General features: G+C 33.4%; 19 protein-coding genes. 6 read left to right on the top strand and 13 right to left on the bottom strand.

The window, feature by feature from the left end; genetic code table 11:
• Nucleotides 1-7: 7 nt before the first annotated feature.
• Together ABZP37_RS01890 and purH are read right to left on the bottom strand one after the other, a co-directional pair.
• A complete protein-coding gene (locus ABZP37_RS01890) occupies nt 8-1036 on the bottom strand; it encodes a rod shape-determining protein (protein WP_366185154.1) in 1029 nt (342 codons plus the stop codon).
• Nucleotides 1037-1089: 53 nt separating this feature from the next.
• Nucleotides 1090-2616 (bottom strand): bifunctional phosphoribosylaminoimidazolecarboxamide formyltransferase/IMP cyclohydrolase, encoded by a 1527-nt coding sequence (gene purH / locus ABZP37_RS01885; protein ID WP_366185153.1) that lies wholly within the window; start codon nt 2614-2616, stop codon nt 1090-1092.
• 198 nt (nt 2617-2814) lie between these two features.
• On the opposite strand from purH, the gene ABZP37_RS01880 reads away from it, so the two are divergent.
• Nucleotides 2815-4065 (top strand): ABC transporter permease, encoded by a 1251-nt coding sequence (locus tag ABZP37_RS01880; RefSeq protein ID WP_366185152.1) that lies wholly within the window; start codon nt 2815-2817, stop codon nt 4063-4065.
• A gap of 305 nt (nt 4066-4370) precedes the next feature.
• Here the strand turns inward: ABZP37_RS01880 and accD are convergent, their stop codons facing one another.
• From accD to ABZP37_RS01865, 3 genes are all read right to left on the bottom strand, one after another.
• Complete coding sequence (accD, locus tag ABZP37_RS01875; protein ID WP_366185151.1) at nt 4371-5225, bottom strand: acetyl-CoA carboxylase, carboxyltransferase subunit beta; 855 nt, start codon at nt 5223-5225, stop codon at nt 4371-4373.
• A gap of 88 nt (nt 5226-5313) precedes the next feature.
• Nucleotides 5314-6381, bottom strand: coding sequence for a class II fructose-bisphosphate aldolase (fbaA, locus tag ABZP37_RS01870; protein ID WP_366185149.1), 1068 nt, complete (start codon nt 6379-6381; stop codon nt 5314-5316).
• Nucleotides 6382-6445: 64 nt separating this feature from the next.
• Nucleotides 6446-8998: a BamA/TamA family outer membrane protein gene (locus ABZP37_RS01865; protein WP_366185147.1), complete on the bottom strand. Its 2553-nt coding sequence runs from the start codon at nt 8996-8998 to the stop codon at nt 6446-6448.
• Nucleotides 8999-9036: 38 nt separating this feature from the next.
• Between ABZP37_RS01865 and ABZP37_RS01860 the strand changes: the two genes are divergently transcribed.
• Nucleotides 9037-9759 carry an RNA methyltransferase gene (locus ABZP37_RS01860; RefSeq protein ID WP_366185145.1) on the top strand — a complete coding sequence of 241 codons (723 nt, stop codon included), beginning with the start codon at nt 9037-9039 and terminating at the stop codon, nt 9757-9759.
• Between the two features lie 6 nt (nt 9760-9765).
• Here the strand turns inward: ABZP37_RS01860 and ABZP37_RS01855 are convergent, their stop codons facing one another.
• Together ABZP37_RS01855 and ubiE are read right to left on the bottom strand one after the other, a co-directional pair.
• Nucleotides 9766-10476 carry a porin family protein gene (locus tag ABZP37_RS01855; protein ID WP_366185144.1) on the bottom strand — a complete coding sequence of 237 codons (711 nt, stop codon included), beginning with the start codon at nt 10474-10476 and terminating at the stop codon, nt 9766-9768.
• A 25-nt stretch (nt 10477-10501) separates the two neighbouring features.
• Nucleotides 10502-11233 carry a bifunctional demethylmenaquinone methyltransferase/2-methoxy-6-polyprenyl-1,4-benzoquinol methylase UbiE gene (ubiE, locus tag ABZP37_RS01850; protein ID WP_366185142.1) on the bottom strand — a complete coding sequence of 244 codons (732 nt, stop codon included), beginning with the start codon at nt 11231-11233 and terminating at the stop codon, nt 10502-10504.
• A gap of 358 nt (nt 11234-11591) precedes the next feature.
• Between ubiE and ABZP37_RS01845 the strand changes: the two genes are divergently transcribed.
• Nucleotides 11592-11909 carry a hypothetical protein gene (locus ABZP37_RS01845; protein ID WP_366185140.1) on the top strand — a complete coding sequence of 106 codons (318 nt, stop codon included), beginning with the start codon at nt 11592-11594 and terminating at the stop codon, nt 11907-11909.
• A gap of 55 nt (nt 11910-11964) precedes the next feature.
• Here ABZP37_RS01845 and ABZP37_RS01840 read toward each other — a convergent pair whose 3' ends face one another.
• Nucleotides 11965-12447 (bottom strand): dihydrofolate reductase, encoded by a 483-nt coding sequence (locus tag ABZP37_RS01840; protein WP_366185138.1) that lies wholly within the window; start codon nt 12445-12447, stop codon nt 11965-11967.
• Nucleotides 12448-12453: 6 nt separating this feature from the next.
• On the bottom strand, nt 12454-12792 hold the full coding sequence (locus tag ABZP37_RS01835; RefSeq protein WP_366185136.1) for a 2TM domain-containing protein: 339 nt from the start codon (nt 12790-12792) through the stop codon (nt 12454-12456).
• Nucleotides 12793-13028: 236 nt separating this feature from the next.
• Between ABZP37_RS01835 and ABZP37_RS01830 the strand changes: the two genes are divergently transcribed.
• Nucleotides 13029-13325 carry an isoamylase early set domain-containing protein gene (locus ABZP37_RS01830; protein WP_366185134.1) on the top strand — a complete coding sequence of 99 codons (297 nt, stop codon included), beginning with the start codon at nt 13029-13031 and terminating at the stop codon, nt 13323-13325.
• 1 nt (nt 13326) lies between these two features.
• Here the strand turns inward: ABZP37_RS01830 and ABZP37_RS01825 are convergent, their stop codons facing one another.
• The 4 genes from ABZP37_RS01825 to ABZP37_RS01810 form a co-directional block, all read right to left on the bottom strand.
• A complete protein-coding gene (locus ABZP37_RS01825; protein ID WP_366185132.1) occupies nt 13327-14151 on the bottom strand; it encodes a thymidylate synthase in 825 nt (274 codons plus the stop codon).
• Between the two features lie 55 nt (nt 14152-14206).
• Nucleotides 14207-14836 (bottom strand): bifunctional nuclease family protein, encoded by a 630-nt coding sequence (locus ABZP37_RS01820; protein WP_366185131.1) that lies wholly within the window; start codon nt 14834-14836, stop codon nt 14207-14209.
• Between the two features lie 244 nt (nt 14837-15080).
• Nucleotides 15081-16043, bottom strand: coding sequence for an electron transfer flavoprotein subunit alpha/FixB family protein (locus ABZP37_RS01815; RefSeq protein ID WP_366185129.1), 963 nt, complete (start codon nt 16041-16043; stop codon nt 15081-15083).
• Nucleotides 16044-16119: 76 nt separating this feature from the next.
• Nucleotides 16120-16866 carry an electron transfer flavoprotein subunit beta/FixA family protein gene (locus ABZP37_RS01810; protein ID WP_366185127.1) on the bottom strand — a complete coding sequence of 249 codons (747 nt, stop codon included), beginning with the start codon at nt 16864-16866 and terminating at the stop codon, nt 16120-16122.
• Nucleotides 16867-17208: 342 nt separating this feature from the next.
• Here ABZP37_RS01810 and ABZP37_RS01805 point away from each other — a divergent pair, with 342 nt between their 5' ends.
• Together ABZP37_RS01805 and ABZP37_RS01800 are read left to right on the top strand one after the other, a co-directional pair.
• Nucleotides 17209-18186: a pyruvate dehydrogenase complex E1 component subunit beta gene (locus ABZP37_RS01805; RefSeq protein ID WP_366185125.1), complete on the top strand. Its 978-nt coding sequence runs from the start codon at nt 17209-17211 to the stop codon at nt 18184-18186.
• A gap of 70 nt (nt 18187-18256) precedes the next feature.
• Nucleotides 18257-20743, top strand: a complete 2487-nt coding sequence (locus ABZP37_RS01800) for a DUF5686 family protein (RefSeq protein WP_366185123.1) — start codon at nt 18257-18259, stop codon at nt 20741-20743.
• The last annotated feature ends 20 nt before the right edge of the window (nt 20744-20763 follow it).

Here is a 20763-nt window from a genome sequence, read left to right as displayed (position 1 = left end):
GGAAATCTTATTTGATTAAGATGCTTTTAAATCTAGCTAAATTTTTAAGTGCCATTCCAGTTCCACGAACAACAGCTCTTAATGGATCTTCAGCAATATAAACAGGTAAATCTGTTTTTTGAGAGATTCTTTTGTCTAATCCTCTCAACATAGATCCCCCACCTGCTAAGTAGATGCCAGTATTATAGATATCTGCTGCTAATTCTGGAGGTGTTTGAGATAATGTTTCCATTACAGCATCCTCTATACGTTGGATTGATTTGTCTAGTGCTTTAGCAATTTCTCTATAAGATACTTCTACTTGCTTAGGTTTTCCGGTAAGTAAATCTCTACCTTGAACAGACATATCTTCAGGAGGAGTTTCTAAGTCTTCGATAGCAGCTCCTATTTGAATTTTTATTTTTTCAGCAGTGCTTTCACCTACAAATAGATTATGTTGGGTGCGCATATAATAAACGATATCGTTTGTAAAAACGTCACCTGCAATTTTTACAGATTTATCACATACAATTCCTCCTAAAGCAATAACTGCAATTTCAGTAGTTCCTCCACCGATATCAACAATCATATTTCCTTTTGGTTGCATAATATCAATTCCAATACCAATTGCAGCGGCCATAGGTTCGTGGATTAAGTAAACTTCTTTTCCGTTTACTCTTTCGCAAGATTCTTTTACAGCTCTCATTTCCACCTCAGTAATTCCAGATGGAATACATACTACCATACGTAAGGCAGGAGTAAACATTCTCTTCTTTAAAGCGGGAATGCTTCTGATGAACATACTGATCATTTTTTCTGAAGCATCAAAATCAGCAATTACACCGTCTTTTAGAGGTCTAATTGTTTTAATGTTTTCATGCGTCTTACCTTGCATCAAGTTGGCTTCTTTCCCAACAGCAATAATTTTGCCTGAAATTCTATCGCGAGCAACTATGGATGGGCTATCAATAACGACTTTGTCATTATGAATAATTAAGGTATTAGCGGTACCAAGGTCTATCGCGATATCCTCAGTCATGAAATCAAAAAATCCCATAAATTATTTTGGGTTAAAAGTTATAAATATAATTGCGCACAAAGTTAAACAAATTAATGTTTGAAATGACGTGTTCCTGTAAATACCATTGCCAAATTATTTTCATTGCAATAGTTGATACTCAATCCGTCTTTTATGGATCCTCCAGGCTGAATAACGGCTGTAATTCCAACCTCTTTTGCAAGAGCTACACAGTCAGGGAATGGAAAAAAGGCATCACTAGCCATTGAAGCTCCTGTCAAATCAAATCCAAAATGTTTTGCTTTTTCAATTGCTTGAAGCAGAGCATCGACTCTTGAAGTTTGACCTGTTCCTGATGAAATCAATGTACCGTTTTTAGCAAAAACAATCGTATTCGACTTAGTGTTTTTACAAATCTTAGAAGCAAAGATTAAATCTTCAACCTCTTTTTCTGTTGGGGCTGTAACAGTAACGGTCTTTAAGTCTTCTTTATTGTCTGTGATGTCGTTTCTATCTTGAATTAATAATCCGTTTAAGCAAGTTCTTACTTGACGGTTTGGTAATTCTACCTCGTTTTGGATTAAGATAATTCTGTTTTTCTTTTCTTGTAAAATGGCTAAAGCTTCATAATCATATAATGGAGCTATTACTACTTCACAGAATAATTTGTTGATTTCAATAGCGGTAGCCACGTCAATTGTTTTGTTGGCAATTAATACACCACCAAATGCTGAAGTTGGGTCACATGCTAAAGCCGCATTGTATGCTTCTTCAATAGTATCTCTCGAAGCTAGGCCACAAGCGTTATTGTGTTTTAATATTGCAAATGTAGGTCCATCATTTTTGAATTCGGTAATCAAATTCACTGCAGCATCTACGTCTAATAAGTTGTTGTATGATAATTCTTTACCGTGTAATTTGGTAAACATTGCTTCGAAATCTCCAAAAAAGAATCCTTTTTGGTGTGGGTTTTCTCCATAACGCAATATTTGACCATTTGAAATGCTTTCTTTGTAGAAAGTTTCGTCAGTGTTGAAATAGTTAAAGATGGCGCCATCATAGTGAGAAGATACGTGAAATGCTTTTGAAGCCAATAATTTTCTATCTTCAATAGTTGTCGCTCCGTCTTGTTTAGTGATTAAATCTAAAAACGAACTATAATCATCAACAGAAGCAACGATTACAGTGTCTTTGAAGTTTTTTGCAGCGGCACGAATCAATGAGATTCCACCAATATCAATTTTCTCAATGATATCTGCTTCACTAGCTCCTGAGGCTACAGTTTTTTCAAAAGGATATAAGTCTACAATTACCAAGTCAAGTTGCGGGATATTGTATTCTACCATTTGTTGAACGTCTCCTTCATGGTCTTGACGGTTCAAAATACCTCCAAAAACTTTAGGGTGTAATGTTTTTACTCTTCCTCCTAAAATAGATGGATAAGAAGTCACATCTTCAACTGGTACAACAGGAATCCCTAAGTTTTTAATAAAGTCTTCTGTGCCTCCTGTAGAATATAAGGTTACGTTTTGACTGTGTAGTTGTCTTACGATAGGCTCTAGACCTTCTTTAGAAAAAACTGAAATTAATGCCGATTGTATTGTTTTTGTTGTGCTCATCTTGTGTTATAATTTGAAAGTGCAAAAATAGTTTTTTAAACTGAAAATTAAGCTATTTCAAAAAGAGATAATTTGGAAATAGGCAATATTTGACGTTATTTTATTAAAAAAGCCTTTCAGAATGAAGCAGTTGTTTAAAATTGTTAGGTTTTTGAAAATAAATTTAGGAATTTTACTTGATTCAAAATTCATGAAATAATGCGTTTATATCTCAGATTATTAAAAGAGAGCTTTGCTTTTGCCTTACATGCGTTGACCAATAATAAGTTGCGAACTTTGTTGTCATTGTTGGGCGTGACTATTGGTATTTTTTCTATTATTGCAGTTTTGGCTGCTGTGGATTCTTTGGATCGAAAAATCACCAGTGATTTGAGTAATTTAGATAAAAACACTATTTATTTGATGCGATTTTCTTTTGGTCCGTCGGAAATTCCACAATGGAAAAGAGAGCAGTTTCCTAATGTGAAATATGATGAGTATATTTATTTAAAAAGTTCCTTAAACAATACGGAAGAAGTAGGGTATCAATTGTTTGTCAATAGAGAAATGCTCAAACATGAAGATAAGACGGTTAGTGATGTGAATATTGTACCTGTTTCAGGTGAGTTTATCAATATCCAAGGATTAGAGTTTGAAAAAGGACGTTTTTATAATGAGTCCGAATCCAATTCAGGTAAAGCGGTAATTGTTTTGGGTTATGAAATAGCAAACACTCTTTTTGATAGCCAAGATCCAATAGGTGAAAACATTCGGTTATATGGTCAACGATTTACCGTGATTGGTGTTTTGAAAAAAAAAGGAGCAGGTTTGTTCGGGGACAGTAATGATACTTCGGTTTTTTTGCCAGTTAATTTTTTACGAAGAATGTACGGCGATAATAATGATGCCATGACTCCTGTAATTATTCTAAAACCTAAAAACGGAGTAGATATGGATGCTTACCAAGCCGAACTCAAAGGGAAATTAAGAGATTTTAGAGGGATGAAAGATGGGCAAATTGATAATTTTTTTATCAATATTTTCTCAGGATTCACCAATCTTATTGATGGGATTATTAGTCAAATGAATGTGATGGGTTGGATTATCAGTGGGTTTTCATTGCTAGTGGGTGGTTTTGGAATTGCCAATATCATGTTTGTTTCTGTAAAAGAAAGAACCAATTTAATTGGAATTCAAAAATCACTGGGCGCAAAAAATCGGTTTATTTTATTTCAGTTTTTGTTTGAATCCGTGATTCTTTCTGTGATTGGGGGAATTATTGGTTTAGTATTGGTTTTTATAATGTCTATCGTAGCGACCAATATGGCCGATTTTGAATTTGTATTGAGTTATGGGAATGTTTTTCTGGGGACATTTTTAGCAGCGATCATTGGTTTAATTGCTGGAATTGTCCCAGCAATAACCGCTTCCAGATTAGACCCTGTAGAAGCGATTAGAACGGGAATGTAATTGTAAATCTATTTTGGGACGTGACAACATCCGTGAGATTGGGTGTGTTTACGAATGTTTATTTCAGAGTTACTCATATATAATAAGATATTTTTACAAAATATCTTCTGGAAAATGGATGTAATTAATAGCCCTGATCGTAGCGGCATCCTCTTGTATGGCGATAGCCAATGCAAGAGAGATAGCGTAGAGCAGGAGGGGTGTTCTTGAAAAACGGAATCGTTCTGCTCCTAATGAAAAATAAATAGATGCTGTTTGTGGGAGAGTATAATGCAAAAAAAATCCCGATTGCTCGGGATTTTCATTTATCTAATATCGATGTTTTGAATTAAATCGATGTACAAGTTAATCTTGTCTTTTAAATCTTTTCTGGCGGTTATAAAGTCTAAGAAACCGTGTTCTAATAGAAACTCTGCTGTTTGGAAACCTTCTGGTAAGTCTTTACCAGTGGTGTCACGCACCACACGAGGTCCTGCGAAACCAATTAATGCACCAGGCTCACCGATATTGATATCTCCTAGCATGGCGTATGAAGCAGTGGTTCCTCCGGTTGTAGGATCTGTACATAAAGAGATGTAAGGCAATTTGGCTTCTGCTAATTGCGCTAACTTTACTGATGTTTTAGCTAATTGCATTAAAGAATAAGCGGCTTCCATCATACGAGCACCTCCTGATTTGGATATCATCACGAATGGTAATTTGTTTTTGATAGCGTGGTCAATTCCTCTAGAGATTTTTTCGCCCACAACAGCTCCCATAGATCCACCGATAAAGGCAAAATCCATGCAACAAATGACTAATTCTTTACCTTTTGATTTTCCAACACCAGTACGTACTGCGTCTTTTAGTTGAGTTTTTTCCATAACTTGTTTCAGACGGTCTGAATATTTCTTTGTGTCAACAAAGTTCAAAGGGTCTTTAGAAGTTAAGTTTTTGTCCAATTCAACAAATTCATTGTTGTCAAACAAAATTTCAAAATACGTTGCACTACCAATTCTTACGTGGAAACCATCTTCAGGGCTTACGAAAAGATTGCGTTCTAATTCTTCAGCATCAATGATTTTTCCAGTAGGAGATTTGTACCAAAGTCCTTTTGGGACATCCATTTTGTCTTCGGTAGCAGTAGTGATTCCCTTTTCTTGTCGTTTAAACCAAGCCATATCTATAAGTTATGAGTTATGAGTTATAAGTTATGAGTTGTGAAATTAGTGAGTAAACTAATTATTCACAACTCATAATTCATAATTTTTATAGTGTGTTCACGTTGTTCAAGTCAGCAAATGCTTGCTCTAATCTTGTGTTGAATGTTACTTCACTTTCACGAATCCATTTTCTTGGGTCGTAGTATTTTTTGTTAGGAACATCTCCACCTTCTGGGTTTCCAATTTGAGTTTTCAAATAGTCGATGTTTTTAACCATATAGTCACGGATACCTTCTGTGTAAGCAAATTGTAAGTCAGTATCAATATTCATTTTGATAACACCGTAGCTAATTCCTTCTCTGATTTCTTCAACTGTAGATCCAGATCCACCGTGGAAAACGAAATCAACTGGATTGTCTCCCGTGTTGAATTTCTTTTGTACAAATTCTTGAGAATTTTTAAGAATTTTTGGAGTTAATTTTACGTTCCCTGGCTTGTAAACACCGTGAACGTTTCCAAAAGCTGCAGCAATAGTGAACTTAGGACTTACTTTAGATAATTCTTCGTAAGCAAAAGCTACTTCTTCTGGTTGTGTGTATAATTTAGAGCTATCAACGTCAGAGTTGTCAACACCATCTTCTTCACCACCAGTGATTCCTAATTCAATCTCTAAAGTCATTCCCATTTTACTCATACGAGCTAGGTATCCTTTACAGATTTCGATGTTTTCTTCGATTGGTTCTTCAGATAAATCAATCATATGAGAACTAAATAATGGTTTTCCAGTTGCAGCAAAATGTTCTTCTGATGCATCTAATAAACCGTCAATCCAAGGCAATAATTTTTTTGCACAGTGGTCAGTATGTAAAATTACAGTTGCTCCGTAAGCTGCTGCAAGAGCATGAACATGTTTTGCACCTGCGATACCACCTGCGATAGCTGATTTTTCACCTGCATTAGATAATCCTTTACCAGCGTTGAATTGAGCTCCACCGTTTGAGAACTGAATAATTACTGGAGCGTTTAATTTAGCTGCAGTTTCAAGAACTCCGTTGATAGTACTTGAACCCGTTACGTTTACTGCGGGAAGAGCAAATCCTTTTTCTTTTGCATAGTTGAAAATTTCTTGAACTTGATCTCCTGTAGCTACGCCCGGTTTGATGTTGTGTGCCATTTTAATTGTTTTTAGTTATTCTTAGTTCTTAGTTTAAGATTGCAAAAATAAGAATTAAATAGGATTAGAAAGGGTAATTTATACCAAAATTTAATACAGACTTGGAAATATTAAGTTCTTTAAACCATTTTTCGCCTATTTCATTGGCAGGATTGTAGGTTTTGAACCCAAAATCAAATCGAACAATAAAGAAGCTTAAATCGTATCTTAATCCAAATCCAGTTCCCAAAGCCATGTCTTGTAAACTATTGAAGTTTTTGAAAATATATTTATCGTCTGTTTCTCTGTCTAAGACATTCCAAATATTTCCAGCATCAGCAAATAAAGCTCCTTTTAGATCTCCAAGAATTTTGAATCGAAATTCGGCACTCAAGGCAATTTTCATATTCGCTTCATTAAAGTCATTGGTCGAGTCACTGCTTCCAGGTCCTAAACTATAGGCTTGCCATGCTCTGTTGTCATTGGAACCTCCAGCAAAATAACTTCGAGAAAACGGAATATAATCTGCATTGCCAAATGGTAAGGCTATGCCAAAAAAGGAACGTACGGCTAATACTTTTTCCTTGGTTAAATCCCAATGTTTAATATAGTCAAATTCAGTTTTTACATATTCAGAATATTCTAGGTTGAATAATTCGTAGTTTCCATTTGAATTGGTTGGTAATTTCGTAGCTCTTGAAAACAATGATAATAAAGAACCTGCCGATTCTAATTTTGTTTTAAAAAGGTAAAAAGTATTGTCTTGAAGGTCAGTTTTTGTTGTTTTTGAAAAAGTAAAACTGGTAGACAGTATGAAATCATTTTCCGTGAGCCTTACCCTTCTTTCCTCGATGCTCTTTACGGATTTGTAATCCGTGTCAGTTTCGATTAATGCAGTGTTTCCTGAAAGTACATCAGAGGTAAACCCTTTAGTGCCTTCTTCAATTTTCAGATCGCCAGAATTAAAATAAGATGAATTAGTGCTATATGTTTGTCCAATTTTATTCAAAGCATCGTAGGAAGAGCTGTAAACATTAAAATAATTTTCAATATTCAAATTCCTGATAAATTGAGCGTTGAGTAAGTCAAATTTTACACTGTTATTTTTCTTTGGGGTCCAATTATAGGAGAATGCCCCTGTGAAATTCTCTTTGTCAAGACCAATATTGGTTTGTCTCGAAAAACCAGTGGTGATCAATGTGGATGGAATCATGCTTTTAGGAATGATTTTTTCAGTATCAAAGGGGAAAGATATTCTCGGGAAATTTAATTTTAAATCTAAACCGTATTCAGATACATTGAAAAACTGATTGTTAGGATTGGCTAAATCTTTAGAAGACCCAATATTTCCTCTCGCTGAAATTTCAAGCGTCTCAGCCCCTTTAAATATATTTCGTATCGTTATTGCTGGGCTAAAAGCGATACCAATGTCTTGGATGTTAGAATGTGTGACGTCAAATGATGCTCCAAAACTATATTTTTTTCGTGGAGTTAAATATATTTTAGTGATCAATGAACTATAGGTAGTGTCTCTTTTATCTATTTCGTATTGAATAATAGGGTAGTTGAAAACTTTTAAGTTACTTAAATAACGTGTTGTTAATACCGTTTTATTGTCTGCAAAATAACCGCCTTTATTAATAAAGATAGCATCTGTGATAGCGTATGGTTTATATTTTAATTTTTCGTGGCTGTATAGATTAAAGTTTTTATAGGTCGTGCTGTCTTTTATAGGAGTGTTACTATTGGTTGCTGTGTAATCAGTATAGACGTTTACTTCGCTGATTGTAAATCTTTTAAACGGTTTTGTTCTGGTAGAATCTTTGTCTTGATACGAATAATTATTGATAATAAGATTTACATTAGCCTTGTTTACTTTTTGAATGGTATCGATGTCAAAGTTGATGTATGTAGGTTGAAAATGGTAAATACCATTATTTCTGAAATTTGTGTTGATACGGTTTTTCTCTTCTTCAAAATTTTCAGTTTTAAATTGCTTGCCCGATTTTAAAACACTTAGGTTTTTAGTTGCTTCATACAGCGAATCGAGTACAGGTGTAGCAATAGTAGTTCTTATGGTGTCTAGTAAATATGGTTTTCCTGTGACTATTTTGTAACGAATTTGTGCTCTTTTCTTTTTAAGGGTGTCAAATTGATAGTCTGCTTTTATATTAAAATATCCGTCGTTAAAATAATAGGATTTGAGTCTTGAAACAGATTTTTTTGATTTAGAAGTGTCAATAATAACCGGTGGTTCGCCTGTTTTTTTTAAAAAATCATGAATGCCATGGTACCAAAAAGATTTACCTAATCGGTTTACTTGTTTTGCGGATAGCCATTTTGATTTACGTTCGTATTTTTTCGGGTCAGCAATGAATTTTGCTTGATAAGTCGAGTCAGGATTTAGGTTGGCTAAATTGTATAAATTCAAACGTAATCGGAATCCTAGTAAGGTACTATTTGGTTTTTGGTACAGTTGATTGGTTACATTTTCTTCATTAGTGCGTTTTCCGTTTACTGTGATTTTGTTCTTTGTAAGTAGGTGTTTCCCCTCTGGAACTCTTTTTTCAGCGTTACAAGCAGATATAATTATTCCTATTAGAATAATAATTGATATTTTTGTAGAAATTTTTTTCAAGTGTTCTAATAATATTTAATTCAAAAGTACATATTTTTATGGTTAGTAAAAACCAAATAAAACTTATAACTAGTTTACAGCAAAAAAAGTATAGGGTTGCGCATCAAATGTTTTTTGCCGAAGGCGTAAAAGGTATTCAAGAATTGCTAAACTCTAATTTTGAATTGGTTCATTTGTTTACTACAAAAAATGATTTTCCAGACGTTGCTGTAGCAAGCAAAACGATTACGCAAGAAGCTGATTTAAAAAAAATAACAGCTCTCGCGACTCCTAATAGTTGTTTGGCGGTTTTTAAAATTCCAGAAGAAAAACCTATTATTGATTCAGGATTAATCTTAGCATTGGATTCTATTCGAGATCCAGGAAATATGGGGACAATTCTCCGTTTGTGTGATTGGTTTGGTATAAAGCAGTTGTTGTGTAGCAATGAGACGGTAGATATTTACAATTCAAAAGTAGTTCAAGCTACTATGGGTTCAATTGCGAGAGTGAATGTGAATTATGTGAGTTTGAATACTTACTTGAGTCAAACTAATAAAACTATTTTTGGGACTTTTATGGATGGGGAAAATATTTATAAGTATTCTTTACCTCAAGAAGGAATTATCATCATGGGTAATGAAGCTAACGGAATTTCTGAAGATTTAGAAAAAATAATTACTCAAAGGCTTTCAATTCCTCGTTTTGGAGCTTTACAAATTACTGAAAGTTTAAATGTAGCAACGGCTACAGCGATTATTTTGAGTGAATTCAGGAGGTGATTTGTTTTAATGAAAAGTAAAGTTGATTAAAATGGCTCTACTTTTCATGGAATCAATATTTCCTGTCCATGGGCTATTAGGGTTATTGTCTCTTATTAATTCGTCCGTTATTCCAAAAAGACCTCTTATAGAAGGGGAAAAAATAAAATATTCAGAGAATATGTCAATTCCAAATCCAATCTCATAACTCGAAGACCAAGGCTTAACTCTGAATTTTTGTTCATAATTATCATCTTTTGTCTTTGAATTTCCTGATAAATTCAATGTCGAAGAAATACCACCCACTAAATAAGGACGAATATTTCCAGTTCTAAGAGATGAGAATTTTAAAAGTAAAGGAAAATGAATATAAGTACTGCTAACTTCTCTAAGGATATCTACTTGATTGGTAAAGCCAGGAAAAGATAAATCCCTTTTTGCATAATACAAGCCTGGTTCAAAACGTAAATCAATGTGTTCTTGCAGTTTTAAATCGGCAACGATACCCACATTAAAACCAGTTGTTTTTTTAACTACAATATCAGTAGCTTGTAAATCTTTGTAGTCAATTTTGAAATCAAAACTATTGAAGCCTAAATAATAGCCAAAATGAACTCTCTGTTTTTGGAAATTTTCCAAATGAATAATAGGATCTTTTCCAAATATATTTGTTCCAGATTGAGCCATTCCCGTAAACGATAGCATGAGTAAAATCAGAAATGGAGCAATTTTTTTCATAAGAATGCTTAGTGAGTGTTCAATGTTATTTTTTAGAAGCTGAATAAATAGTTGCTACTCCAAATGTTTGCGGCATTGCCTTTACCTCTATAAACCCAATTTTTCTTAAAATATTGTTTAGCGCTTCACCATAAGGGAATTGTGAAGCCGATTCAGATAAGTATCCGTAGGCGGCATCATCTTTTGAAAATAATTTCCCAATTATGGGTAAAATATTTTTGCTGTAAAAGTTGTATCCTTGTTTATATGGAGTTTTTTCAGGGATTGATGTTTCTAAAATTACAAATATACCGTTGGGCTTTAGTACTCTTAAAATTTCGGATAACCCTTTCTCCAGATGTTCAAAATTACGTACTCCAAAAGCGACAGTTATTGCGTCAAAGAAATTATCTTCAAATGGCATGTTTTCTGAGTCGGCTAAAACCATTTCGATGGTTTTTGAAAGGTTCTTGGCGGCAATTTTAGTTTTGCCTACTTCAAGCATCCCAGCTGAAATATCTAGACCTATTATTTTTTCAGCTTTCGTTTGTGCTAATAAGATTGCTAAGTCTCCTGTACCGGTAGCGATATCAAGAATGTTAGTAGGATTTGATTTTTTAACGATGTCTAAAACTTTCTTACGCCATTTTACATCGATTCCAAAGGAAATAACACGATTCAAATTATCATAATTTCCTGATATGGTATCGAACATTTTTGCTACCTGTTCTTTTTTACTTAATGTGGAGTCTTTATATGGGGTGATGTTTTTTGACATTTTGTTTTTAATTTTGCACAAATATAATACAATCTCATTCGAACTTTAATCCAGAATAGTAAATTGAAATAAAATAGTTGATTTTGTTTGGAATACTTTGGTTTAAAAAGGCAATTACAATTTCACGAGCGATTATTTTTAGACGCTTAGGTTTGATGCAAGGTTTTTTAAAATAGGGTAACTATTGCTTTTGAAATGTAGTTGAGTTTTCTTTATCGAAACGGGAGTTTCTATTAGTGTATTGTCAATCAAGTGTTTAGCGGTTTGTGTTAAAATTGAAATATCACTAAAAGTGGGTATTGTATGTTCTGGATATAATGTCGAAATTTACATTATAAATATTAAATATTTATCGTCAATGATTATAAAGGAATTAACAAGCCAATTCAAATGGTTAATTTTTGCGCTAATTATATCGTTTGTACTTGTTGTTAGTTTTGACGGTGCTGTTTTATTAAACAGTAGTTTGTTATTAACGCAAAATACGTTCTTAGGATTAAATTTGTTTTTGGAAATTTTAATTTTCTATGTCTTTAGTGCCTTCGTGGTATTTGGTATTAAAGGCTATTTTGAGATGTATTCTCAAAAGACATCAAATGTCATTATCTTCATTACTGGAGCTATGTTGACGTTTGTAATTTTTATATTAAGTTGTCAAATTCTACTTCAGGAATAGGCGGTTTTTTCCTAATCATTGTAAAAAAGAACACCTCAGGTTTACTGAGGTGTTTTTATTTTTTAGAATAAGTTAGAAAGGAGTAATCAAAAAGGTGTTTTTCATCTTTTGAGTGAAATTCGGATTCTGTAAGCTCCCATTCTTCTGGTTTGATTTCTGGGAAGAAAGCATCAGCTTCAAAGGTATGGTGTACCCTGGTTAATTCTATCTTATCTGAATGTGGAAGAGCTAATTGGTATATTTCTCCACCTCCTATTATAAATACATCTTCGTCTTTTGGACAAGCAGATAATGCTTCTTCTAAGCTATTGACTACCGTACATCCTTGGGAAGCATAATCTTTTTGGCGACTTATTACAATATGTGTTCTATTAGGTAGTGGTTTAGGAAAACTTTCAAATGTTTTTCGTCCCATGATGATATGATGACCTGTTGTGATAGCCTTAAATCTCTTAAAGTCATCTGGTAAATGCCATATCAGTTCATTGTTTTTTCCTAACTCGTTGTTTTCTGCGGTGGCAGCAATCATTATAATCATTTGTTTTTATTTTATTGAAGTAGGATCTTCGCTTGTTTTAGTTTTTAATTCGGCTATTTTTTTTTCTTGCAAAGAAACTAATCGATTAATTTGTTCTCTTTCCCAATCTTTATTCATAAAACGGTCTGTTATGTAAACTTTTATAAAGTGAAGGATGAAAATAAATGCCCAAATTGTAACCCCTAAAATGAGCCAGTTTGGATTAATGTCAAGCGTCATTATTTTGGTTGACAAAAAGATAAAAAGAGTTATGGAAATTAGTAGGACAAAATGAAAGTAGAGTCTTTTTTTTTGTTTGATTCTTCTTCGTGCATATTCATATAATTCGTGTTGTTCTCTTTCCATAAGTTAAAATTTAAAAGATAAAGATAAAATTTAATTTGTAAAATTATTGTTTTGAGTGTTTAATAATTAATTAGAAAACGTTTTCTTTTTTTACATGTTAAATTTAATGCTGTTAATATTGTTGAATTTGTTAAAAATTAACAAGTTAAGTGCTATTATGGTAAAACTTTTTTTTTTTGTTTAAAGTTCAATATATTTTATTTTCTTTGTCACATAATATTAAAAATGAAATAGTTATGTCAATTAAGAAACAATTTATAAAGTCAAAACCAGTTTGTAAAGTTACTTTTTCTATCGAGGCTAAAGATGCAGTTAATGCGTCTGTAGTGGGTGATTTTAACAATTGGAGTATCGAAGAGGGAGTTTTGAATAAGTTAAAAAACGGAACTTTTAAAGGGGTTGTTGAATTAGCAAAGGATGCTTCTTATGAGTTCAAATATGTGATTGATGGTGAGTATGTAAACGATACTGAAGCTGATTCTTTCAAATGGAATGAATTTTCAGGAACGCAAAACGGAGTTGTAGCAGTTTAATTTATACCGCTACATTTCCTTTGATTCCAGCGTGTGGTTCATAGTCTACTAAGGTGAAGTCTTCATAATCGAAATCAAAAATATCCTTTATCTCGGGATTCAATATCATTTTAGGTAATGCTCTTGGTTCCCGTGATAATTGTAATTCAAGCTGTTCAAAATGGTTGTTGTAGATGTGTGCATCTCCAAACGTATGTATGAACTCGCCTAAGCCTAGGTTACATACTTGTGCAATCATCATGGTTAATAATGCGTATGACGCAATGTTAAAGGGTACTCCCAAGAAAATATCAGCACTACGTTGGTATAATTGACAAGATAATTTTCCGTCAGCTACATAAAACTGGAAAAAAGCGTGACAAGGAGGTAAAGCTGCTTTGTTATTTGCTACATTTTCTGAAAACGATTTACTAGTGTCAGGAAGTACGGATGGATTCCATGCTGAAACGATCATTCTTCGGCTATTTGGATTTGTTTTTAACTCGTTGATTAGATCTTTTATTTGATCTATTTCTTCGCTGTTCCAATTGCGCCATTGATGGCCGTAAACTGGGCCTAAATCTCCATTTTCATCTGCCCAAGCATCCCATATTTTTACTCCATTTTTTTGAAGGTATTCAATATTTGTGTCCCCTTTTAAAAACCATAATAATTCATAAATTATAGATTTAAGGTGTAATTTCTTGGTGGTAACCATCGGAAAACCTTCGTTCAAATCAAAACGCATTTGGTGGCCAAATACACTCTTGGTTCCTGTTCCTGTTCGGTCTCCTTTCTGGCAACCGTTTTCCATTACGTGTTGTACTAAATCTAAATATTGTTTCATCTGGAATGGTAATTTGTGAATTAATTTTCAAATAACGTTAAAAACAAGTTTGTTTTTAGGACTCTCTTTTTGAAATTTCGTCTCTGATTTTTGCTGCCTTTTCATAATCTTCATGACTAACGGCTTGCTCAAGAAGTTCTGTTAATTCTTGAAGACTATGCTTGATATAAGGGCGTCCTGAGGTTTCACTTTCGTCTATGTTTCCAAAAGTTTCAGGATTAGAAAGAATATCGTCAATTTCTTGTGAGTCTTTATCAGTGTCCTGTGGGTTGGCTTTTAAATAAATACCAGCCTTGTCAAGAATATTTTTGTAAGTAAAAATAGGTGCGTTGAAACGCAGTGCAAGCGCTATAGCATCAGATGTTCTAGCGTCAATAATTTCTTCAATTTTATCTCTTTCACAAATGATACTTGAGTAAAATACGCCATCGACTAATTTATGTATGATGACCTGTTTTACTGTAATATCAAAACGTTCTGCAAAATTTTTAAATAAGTCGTGTGTTAATGGGCGTGGAGGTTTGATTTCTTTTTCTAAAGCAATGGCAATAGATTGTGCTTCAAACGCACCTATGACAATAGGTAGTTTTCTCTCTCCGTCAACTTCATTCAAAATCAAAGCATATGCTCCGTTTTGAGTTTGGCTGTATGAAATTCCTTTTATGGATAGTTTAACTAAACTCATGTTAATTTTAGGTTTTAGATTTTAGATGCTAAAATCAAAGAATTATTTTGGAACCAGTTTCCCTTATTTGCAAAGTACAAATAAAGGGAATGATTAGCTTACAAAGAAACAAAATCTTTTGTTAGCTTCAAAAGTAAACTAGCGTATTAAATTAAAAATAATAGGAATGTAAAATAAATAAAGAGCTACTATAAATTGAATTATAATAGCTCTTTATTGTTGTGTTTGCTAAAGATTTATAGGTTTATTGACCTTTAAATGCTTTAAGTTTTTCAATTAATTGAGGGACTACTTCAAATGCATCTCCTACTACACCATAATCTGCAACTTTGAAGAAAGGTGCTTCAGGATCTGTATTGATAACTACTTTTACTTTAGATGAGTTGATCCCTGCAATATGTTGTATTGCTCCAGAGATTCCAATAGCAATGTATAAATTTGCCGCAACTGGTTTTCCTGTTTGGCCTACATGTTCTCCATGAGGTCTCCATCCTAAGTCGGAAACGGGTTTTGAACAAGCAGTTGCTGCCCCTAGAACTGTAGCCAAATCTTCTATTAATCCCCAATTTTCAGGTCCTTTTAATCCTCTTCCTCCAGAAACTACAATATCAGCATCAGCAATAGATACTTTTCCAGATACTTTTTCTGTAGATTCAATTTTGATATTGAAATCATTATCAGAAAGCGTAGGAGTAAAATCTTCTTCCGTTAGTGAAGAGCTAGATTCTATGATTCCAAAGGAATTTTTGGCTAATCCAAGTACTTTTACTTCAGTACTAATTTCTGTAATATTGAATGCTTTGTTTGAAAAAGCGTTTCTTTTTACTTGGAAAGGTGATGTACTCAAGGGGAGTCCAACTACGTTAGATGCGTATCCTGCTTCCAGTGAAACGGTTACAAGTGAGGCAAGGTAAGTGCTGTTGGTGCTTGAAGAAAGCAAAACTACTTTCGTGTTTTCTTTTTTGGCAGCTTGTTGTATTACATCTGCATAAGCTTTAGCTGTAAAGTTGGCTAGTTTGCTGTCGTTTACTTTTAATACTTTATCCACTCCGTATTTAGATAGTTCAGAGGCGTCAGTTGTGTTAAAAGCTAAAGCAGTAACTGTTGTTCCTAATGATTCGGCTATTTTTTTTGCGTATGAAGCTAATTCAAAAGCTACTTTTTTGAATTTACCTTCTGCTGATTCTGCGTATATTAATATTGACATGATGATTTTAGATTTTAGATTAACGAATTCAGATCTCAGATTTTTAAAATCGAAAACTGCGATTGTATACTGACGACTAGATTACCTTTGCTTCGTTGTGTAGTAAATTGATTAATTCGTCTAGGTTGTCTGCTGCAACTAGTCTTACTGCTGATTTTGGAGCTGGTTTTTCAAATTTAACGGCCTTTGTATTCGTAGGAGCATCAGTAGGCTCTACAATAGTAAGTGGTTTAGATCTTGCGGTCATAATCCCTCTCATGTTTGGGATGCGTAAATCTTTTTCTTCTACTAGTCCTTTTTGACCACCAATTATTAATGGTAAAGTAGTAGAAACGGTTTCTTTTCCGCCGTCGATTTCGCGAACTGCTTTTACGTTTGTTCCTTCAATGTTGATTTCAGTACAGGAATTGATGAAGTTTGAATTGGTTAGTGCGGCAATCATTCCAGGAACCATCCCGCCGTTATAATCTAAAGATTCTTTTCCAGCAATAACCAAGTCGTAGCCTCCGTTTTTTACTATCTCAGTCAATTGTTTAGCCACAAAAAAGCCGTCAGTAGGTGTTGCGTTAACACGAATAGCATCATTTGCACCTATTGCTAATGCTTTTCTAAGTGTTGGTTCTGTTTCAGGGCCACCAACACTTACGACAGTAACGGTTGCTCCTTGCTTCTCTTGGAACCAAATAGCACGAGTAAGTCCGAACTCGTCATTTGGATTGATAACAAATTGTACTCCATTAGTGTCAAATTCTGAATCATTATTGGTGAAGTTAATCTTTGAGGTAGTATCAGGAACGTGACTGATGCAAACTAATATTTTCATATGTTGATATTTATTGTTTTTATGGCGGTGCGTCATTTTCAAGGTTTAATTCGTGTTTAATTTGAATTTTAGACTTGTTTATTTGTATTGACGGCTGTTTGTATTTCTTGTTCTTAAATACAAATTTAGAATAAAAAATGAAATAATTTGTTATGCATGCATAATAAATTTTTTCGAAATGTGATTGAAAAAATGAAGCAAAGTTAATTCCTGGGAAAGAATTATATCAAGATATAACAAATAACTAGAATTTATGCATCATTATTTTAATGGAAATGATGTGTTAAGTGATTTTAAATATTTATTTTTGCTTTTCGAAAATATACATATACAAGATATAATATGAGAACGATACAATTTAGAGAGGCTATTTGTGAAGCAATGAGTGAAGAAATGCGTCATGATGAGTCTGTGTACTTAATGGGAGAGGAAGTTGCCGAATACAATGGTGCTTACAAAGCTTCTAAAGGTATGCTTGCAGAATTTGGAGAAAAAAGAGTAATTGATACTCCAATTGCAGAGTTAGGTTTTACAGGTATTGCAGTAGGTTCAGCAATGAACGGATGTCGTCCAATTGTAGAGTATATGACTTTCAACTTTTGTTTAGTAGGTATTGACCAAATTATAAATAATGCTGCTAAAATGCGTCAAATGACAGGTGGGCAATTCAATGTGCCAATCGTTTTTCGTGGCCCAACTGCTTCTGCAGGGCAATTAGGAGCAACTCACTCACAAGCTTTAGAAAACTGGTTTGCTAATACTCCAGGTCTAAAGGTGGTAGTTCCATCTACGCCTTATGATGCAAAAGGTTTGTTGAAAGCAGCTATTCGTGATAATGATCCAGTTATTTTCATGGAATCTGAGCAAATGTATGGTGATAAAGGTGAGGTTCCTGAGGGAGAGTATGTAATTCCAATTGGAGTTGCTGATATCAAACGTGAAGGAACAGATGTAACTATCGTTTCTTTTGGAAAAATCATCAAAGAAGCTTTTATTGCAGCTGATGAATTAGCTGCAGCAGGTATTTCTTGTGAAATTATTGATTTAAGAACTGTTCGTCCATTAGATATTGATGCTATTTTAGCTTCGGTTAAAAAAACAAATAGATTAGTGATTCTTGAAGAAGCTTGGCCTTTTGCAAGTGTTTCTTCTGAAATTACTTATTTAGTTCAAGAGCGTGCATTTGATCATTTAGATGCTCCAATCCAAAGAATTACTACAGCTGATACACCAGCGCCATATTCTCCAGTTTTGTTGGCAGAATGGTTGCCAAATGCAGGTGATGTTGTAAAAGCGGTTAAGAAAGTATTGAATAAATAATTTTAATACAAATACTATTAAGGCTTCATCATGCGTTTGTATGGTGAAGTTTTTTTTTTAAATGAAAATTATGAGAAATAAGATATGGGTTACTTTATTAGTTTTCTTTGGGATTACTAATTTTATTTTATCCCAAACAAAAGTAAGTGGAGTGGTATATGATGATTCCAATCAACCTGTTCCTTTTGCAAATATTGTTTTCAAAAATTCCAATGTAGGAACTATGTCTAATGAAGACGGCCGATTTTATATTGAATCTGCAAATGTTTATAATGCGATTATTATAACTTCTGTAGGGTACTCAGATAGAGTTGTTGTGCTTCCTAAGGCTATTAATTATAATTTTAAAGTAATTGTTAAATCGGCTGAAAACCTCAAAGAAGTGCTGATATATGCTGGGAAAACTTCTAAAAAGAACAATCCAGCACTAGATATTCTTAGAAAAATTTGGGAAAGAAAGCGCAAAAATGGACTGGCTCAATTTGATTATTATCAAATGGAAAAATATGAGAAAATAGAGTTTGACATGAATACCATTGATAGCGCTTTTATGAAAAGAAAATTCTTCAAGGGAATGGAATTTATCTTTAATCATGTTGATACTTCAAGAGTCACAGGTAAAACCTATTTGCCTATTTTTATAAATGAATCACTTTATGATGTTTATGGAAATAACAAAATTGGTAAAGTAAAGGAAAAACTAAAAGGGAATAAAAGTTCTGGATTTAATGATAACCAACAAATTTTATCATTTGTAAATGATTTGTATTCAGATTATGATATTTACAGTAATCATTTAACTTTTTTTGATAAAAGTTTTACTAGTCCATTATCAAAGACAGGTATTGATGTTTACAATTACGTGCTTCGAGATAGTGCTTTTATAAATAAAAAATGGTGTTATAATGTATTGTTTTATCCACGTCGAAAGAATGAATTGACTTTTAAAGGAGATTTTTGGGTGAGTGATACCACTTTTGCCATAAATAAAATTAGTATGGCAGTTACTAAAAGTGCTAATATTAACTGGATAAAAGATATTTATATAGAACAAGAATTTGAGGTTCAAAATGATTCTGTCTTTTTATTGACGCGTGACTATATGATGTCTGATTTTGCTTTAAATAAAAAAGAAGAATCTAAAGGAATGTATGGAAAGCGTACGACTTTGTATCAAAACCATCAATTTAATATTGAAAAACCAAATAGTTTATATAAAGAAGAGGTTAATTATATTGATAATGAGGTCTATAATAAATCCGAAACCTACTGGAAAGAAAATCGATTTGAAAACTTAAACAAAGACGAAAAAGGGATTTATAAAATGCTAGATACCTTGCAAACCGTAAAGAAGTTTCAGCGAATTTATGACTTAGTTACTATTTTAGGAAGTGGTTATATTCGGTTTGGGAATATAGACTACGGCCCTATATTTTCTACTTTTGGATATAATTCAGTTGAAGGTGTTCGTTTACGAGTAGGTGGGCGAACTTATTTTGGGCGTAATGATGCCTGGAGGTTACAAGGTTATACTGCCTATGGACTGGGTGATGATAAGTTCAAATATGGTGTTTCGGGAAAATGGATGGTAGATAAGAAAAAAAGAATTATTATATCAGGAGGGAACAGGCGCGATGTAGAGCAAATTGGCGCGAGTTTGACCAGTACAAGTGATGTTTTAGGTAGGAGTTTTGCTTCTTCATCTTTATTTAATACAAGCTCAAATGGTAAGTTAACGAATATCAATTTGACTAATGTTGCAGTTGAGATTGAACCTATTAAGAATTTGACTTTTCAAACAGGATTCTCCTACCGTACTTTAGAATCGGCTTCCAATACATTTAGTTTAGATTATTATATAGATGCTAGTCATACCACTACAAAAAGTGAGGTGAGACAATCTGAAGTTAGTTTGCAAGTTGAATTTGCACCTAATAGAAAATCAATTGGTTATGGTGTTGAAAGGAGTCAGGTTGACAGTCCGTATAGTCGTTTTTATGTTAATTATAATCATGGTTTAAAAGGAATGCTGAACAGTGATTTTGATTATGATAAGGTGCAACTATATTACAAGCAACCAATTATTATAGGGCCTTTAGGACGAAGTAATATTATAGTTGAATTAGGGAAGACTTTTGGACAAATTCCACTTGGATTAATGAATGTTATTCCCGGAAATCAAAGTTATTTTACAATTGAAAACACCTTTAGTAACTTGAATTTTTACGAATTCGTAACGGATCAATACGCAACCATTCAGTGGAATCATAATTTTGGCGGACGATTATTTGGTCGAATTCCGTTTATGAGAAAATTAAATTGGCGTGAAATAATAGGCGTCAAAACAGTATATGGTTCTATTACAGATGAAAACAAGGCAATCAATGCTTCGGGGTTAGTATATGTAGCTCCTGAAAATGGGTACTGGGAATATAGCGCTGGTATTGGAAATATTTTTAAAGTGTTTCGAATTGATTTTGCTTGGAGAGGGAATTATCTAAATACGCCAGATGCTCAGAAATTCTCTGTAAAAGGATCATTAGGGTTTTATTTCTAATAAAAATGATTTTTTTCTAC

Source organism: Flavobacterium ovatum, assembly GCF_040703125.1.
GTDB classification, from domain to species: domain Bacteria; phylum Bacteroidota; class Bacteroidia; order Flavobacteriales; family Flavobacteriaceae; genus Flavobacterium; species Flavobacterium ovatum.
Note: the sequence above shows the minus strand (reverse complement) of the source record. Positions and strands in the feature narration are given on the sequence as shown.

Excerpts from the sequence above, each read along its gene's own strand:
- ABZP37_RS01840 (WP_366185138.1), bottom strand. The coding sequence starts at position 12,447 with ATGATTATAATGATTGCTGCCACCGCAGAAAACAACGAGTTAGGAAAA.
- fbaA (WP_366185149.1), bottom strand. The coding sequence starts at position 6,381 with ATGGCACACAACATCAAACCGGGCGTAGCTACAGGAGATCAAGTTCAA.
- ABZP37_RS01855 (WP_366185144.1), bottom strand. The coding sequence starts at position 10,476 with ATGAAAAAAATTGCTCCATTTCTGATTTTACTCATGCTATCGTTTACG.
- ABZP37_RS01805 (WP_366185125.1), top strand. The coding sequence starts at position 17,209 with ATGAGAACGATACAATTTAGAGAGGCTATTTGTGAAGCAATGAGTGAA.
- ubiE (WP_366185142.1), bottom strand. The coding sequence starts at position 11,233 with ATGTCAAAAAACATCACCCCATATAAAGACTCCACATTAAGTAAAAAA.
- ABZP37_RS01890 (WP_366185154.1), bottom strand. The coding sequence starts at position 1,036 with ATGGGATTTTTTGATTTCATGACTGAGGATATCGCGATAGACCTTGGT.
- purH (WP_366185153.1), bottom strand. The coding sequence starts at position 2,616 with ATGAGCACAACAAAAACAATACAATCGGCATTAATTTCAGTTTTTTCT.
- accD (WP_366185151.1), bottom strand. The coding sequence starts at position 5,225 with ATGGCTTGGTTTAAACGACAAGAAAAGGGAATCACTACTGCTACCGAA.
- ABZP37_RS01825 (WP_366185132.1), bottom strand. The coding sequence starts at position 14,151 with ATGAAACAATATTTAGATTTAGTACAACACGTAATGGAAAACGGTTGC.
- ABZP37_RS01880 (WP_366185152.1), top strand. The coding sequence starts at position 2,815 with ATGCGTTTATATCTCAGATTATTAAAAGAGAGCTTTGCTTTTGCCTTA.
- ABZP37_RS01830 (WP_366185134.1), top strand. The coding sequence starts at position 13,029 with ATGTCAATTAAGAAACAATTTATAAAGTCAAAACCAGTTTGTAAAGTT.
- ABZP37_RS01815 (WP_366185129.1), bottom strand. The coding sequence starts at position 16,043 with ATGTCAATATTAATATACGCAGAATCAGCAGAAGGTAAATTCAAAAAA.
- ABZP37_RS01810 (WP_366185127.1), bottom strand. The coding sequence starts at position 16,866 with ATGAAAATATTAGTTTGCATCAGTCACGTTCCTGATACTACCTCAAAG.
- ABZP37_RS01835 (WP_366185136.1), bottom strand. The coding sequence starts at position 12,792 with ATGGAAAGAGAACAACACGAATTATATGAATATGCACGAAGAAGAATC.
- ABZP37_RS01820 (WP_366185131.1), bottom strand. The coding sequence starts at position 14,836 with ATGAGTTTAGTTAAACTATCCATAAAAGGAATTTCATACAGCCAAACT.
- ABZP37_RS01860 (WP_366185145.1), top strand. The coding sequence starts at position 9,037 with ATGGTTAGTAAAAACCAAATAAAACTTATAACTAGTTTACAGCAAAAA.
- ABZP37_RS01800 (WP_366185123.1), top strand. The coding sequence starts at position 18,257 with ATGAGAAATAAGATATGGGTTACTTTATTAGTTTTCTTTGGGATTACT.
- ABZP37_RS01845 (WP_366185140.1), top strand. The coding sequence starts at position 11,592 with ATGATTATAAAGGAATTAACAAGCCAATTCAAATGGTTAATTTTTGCG.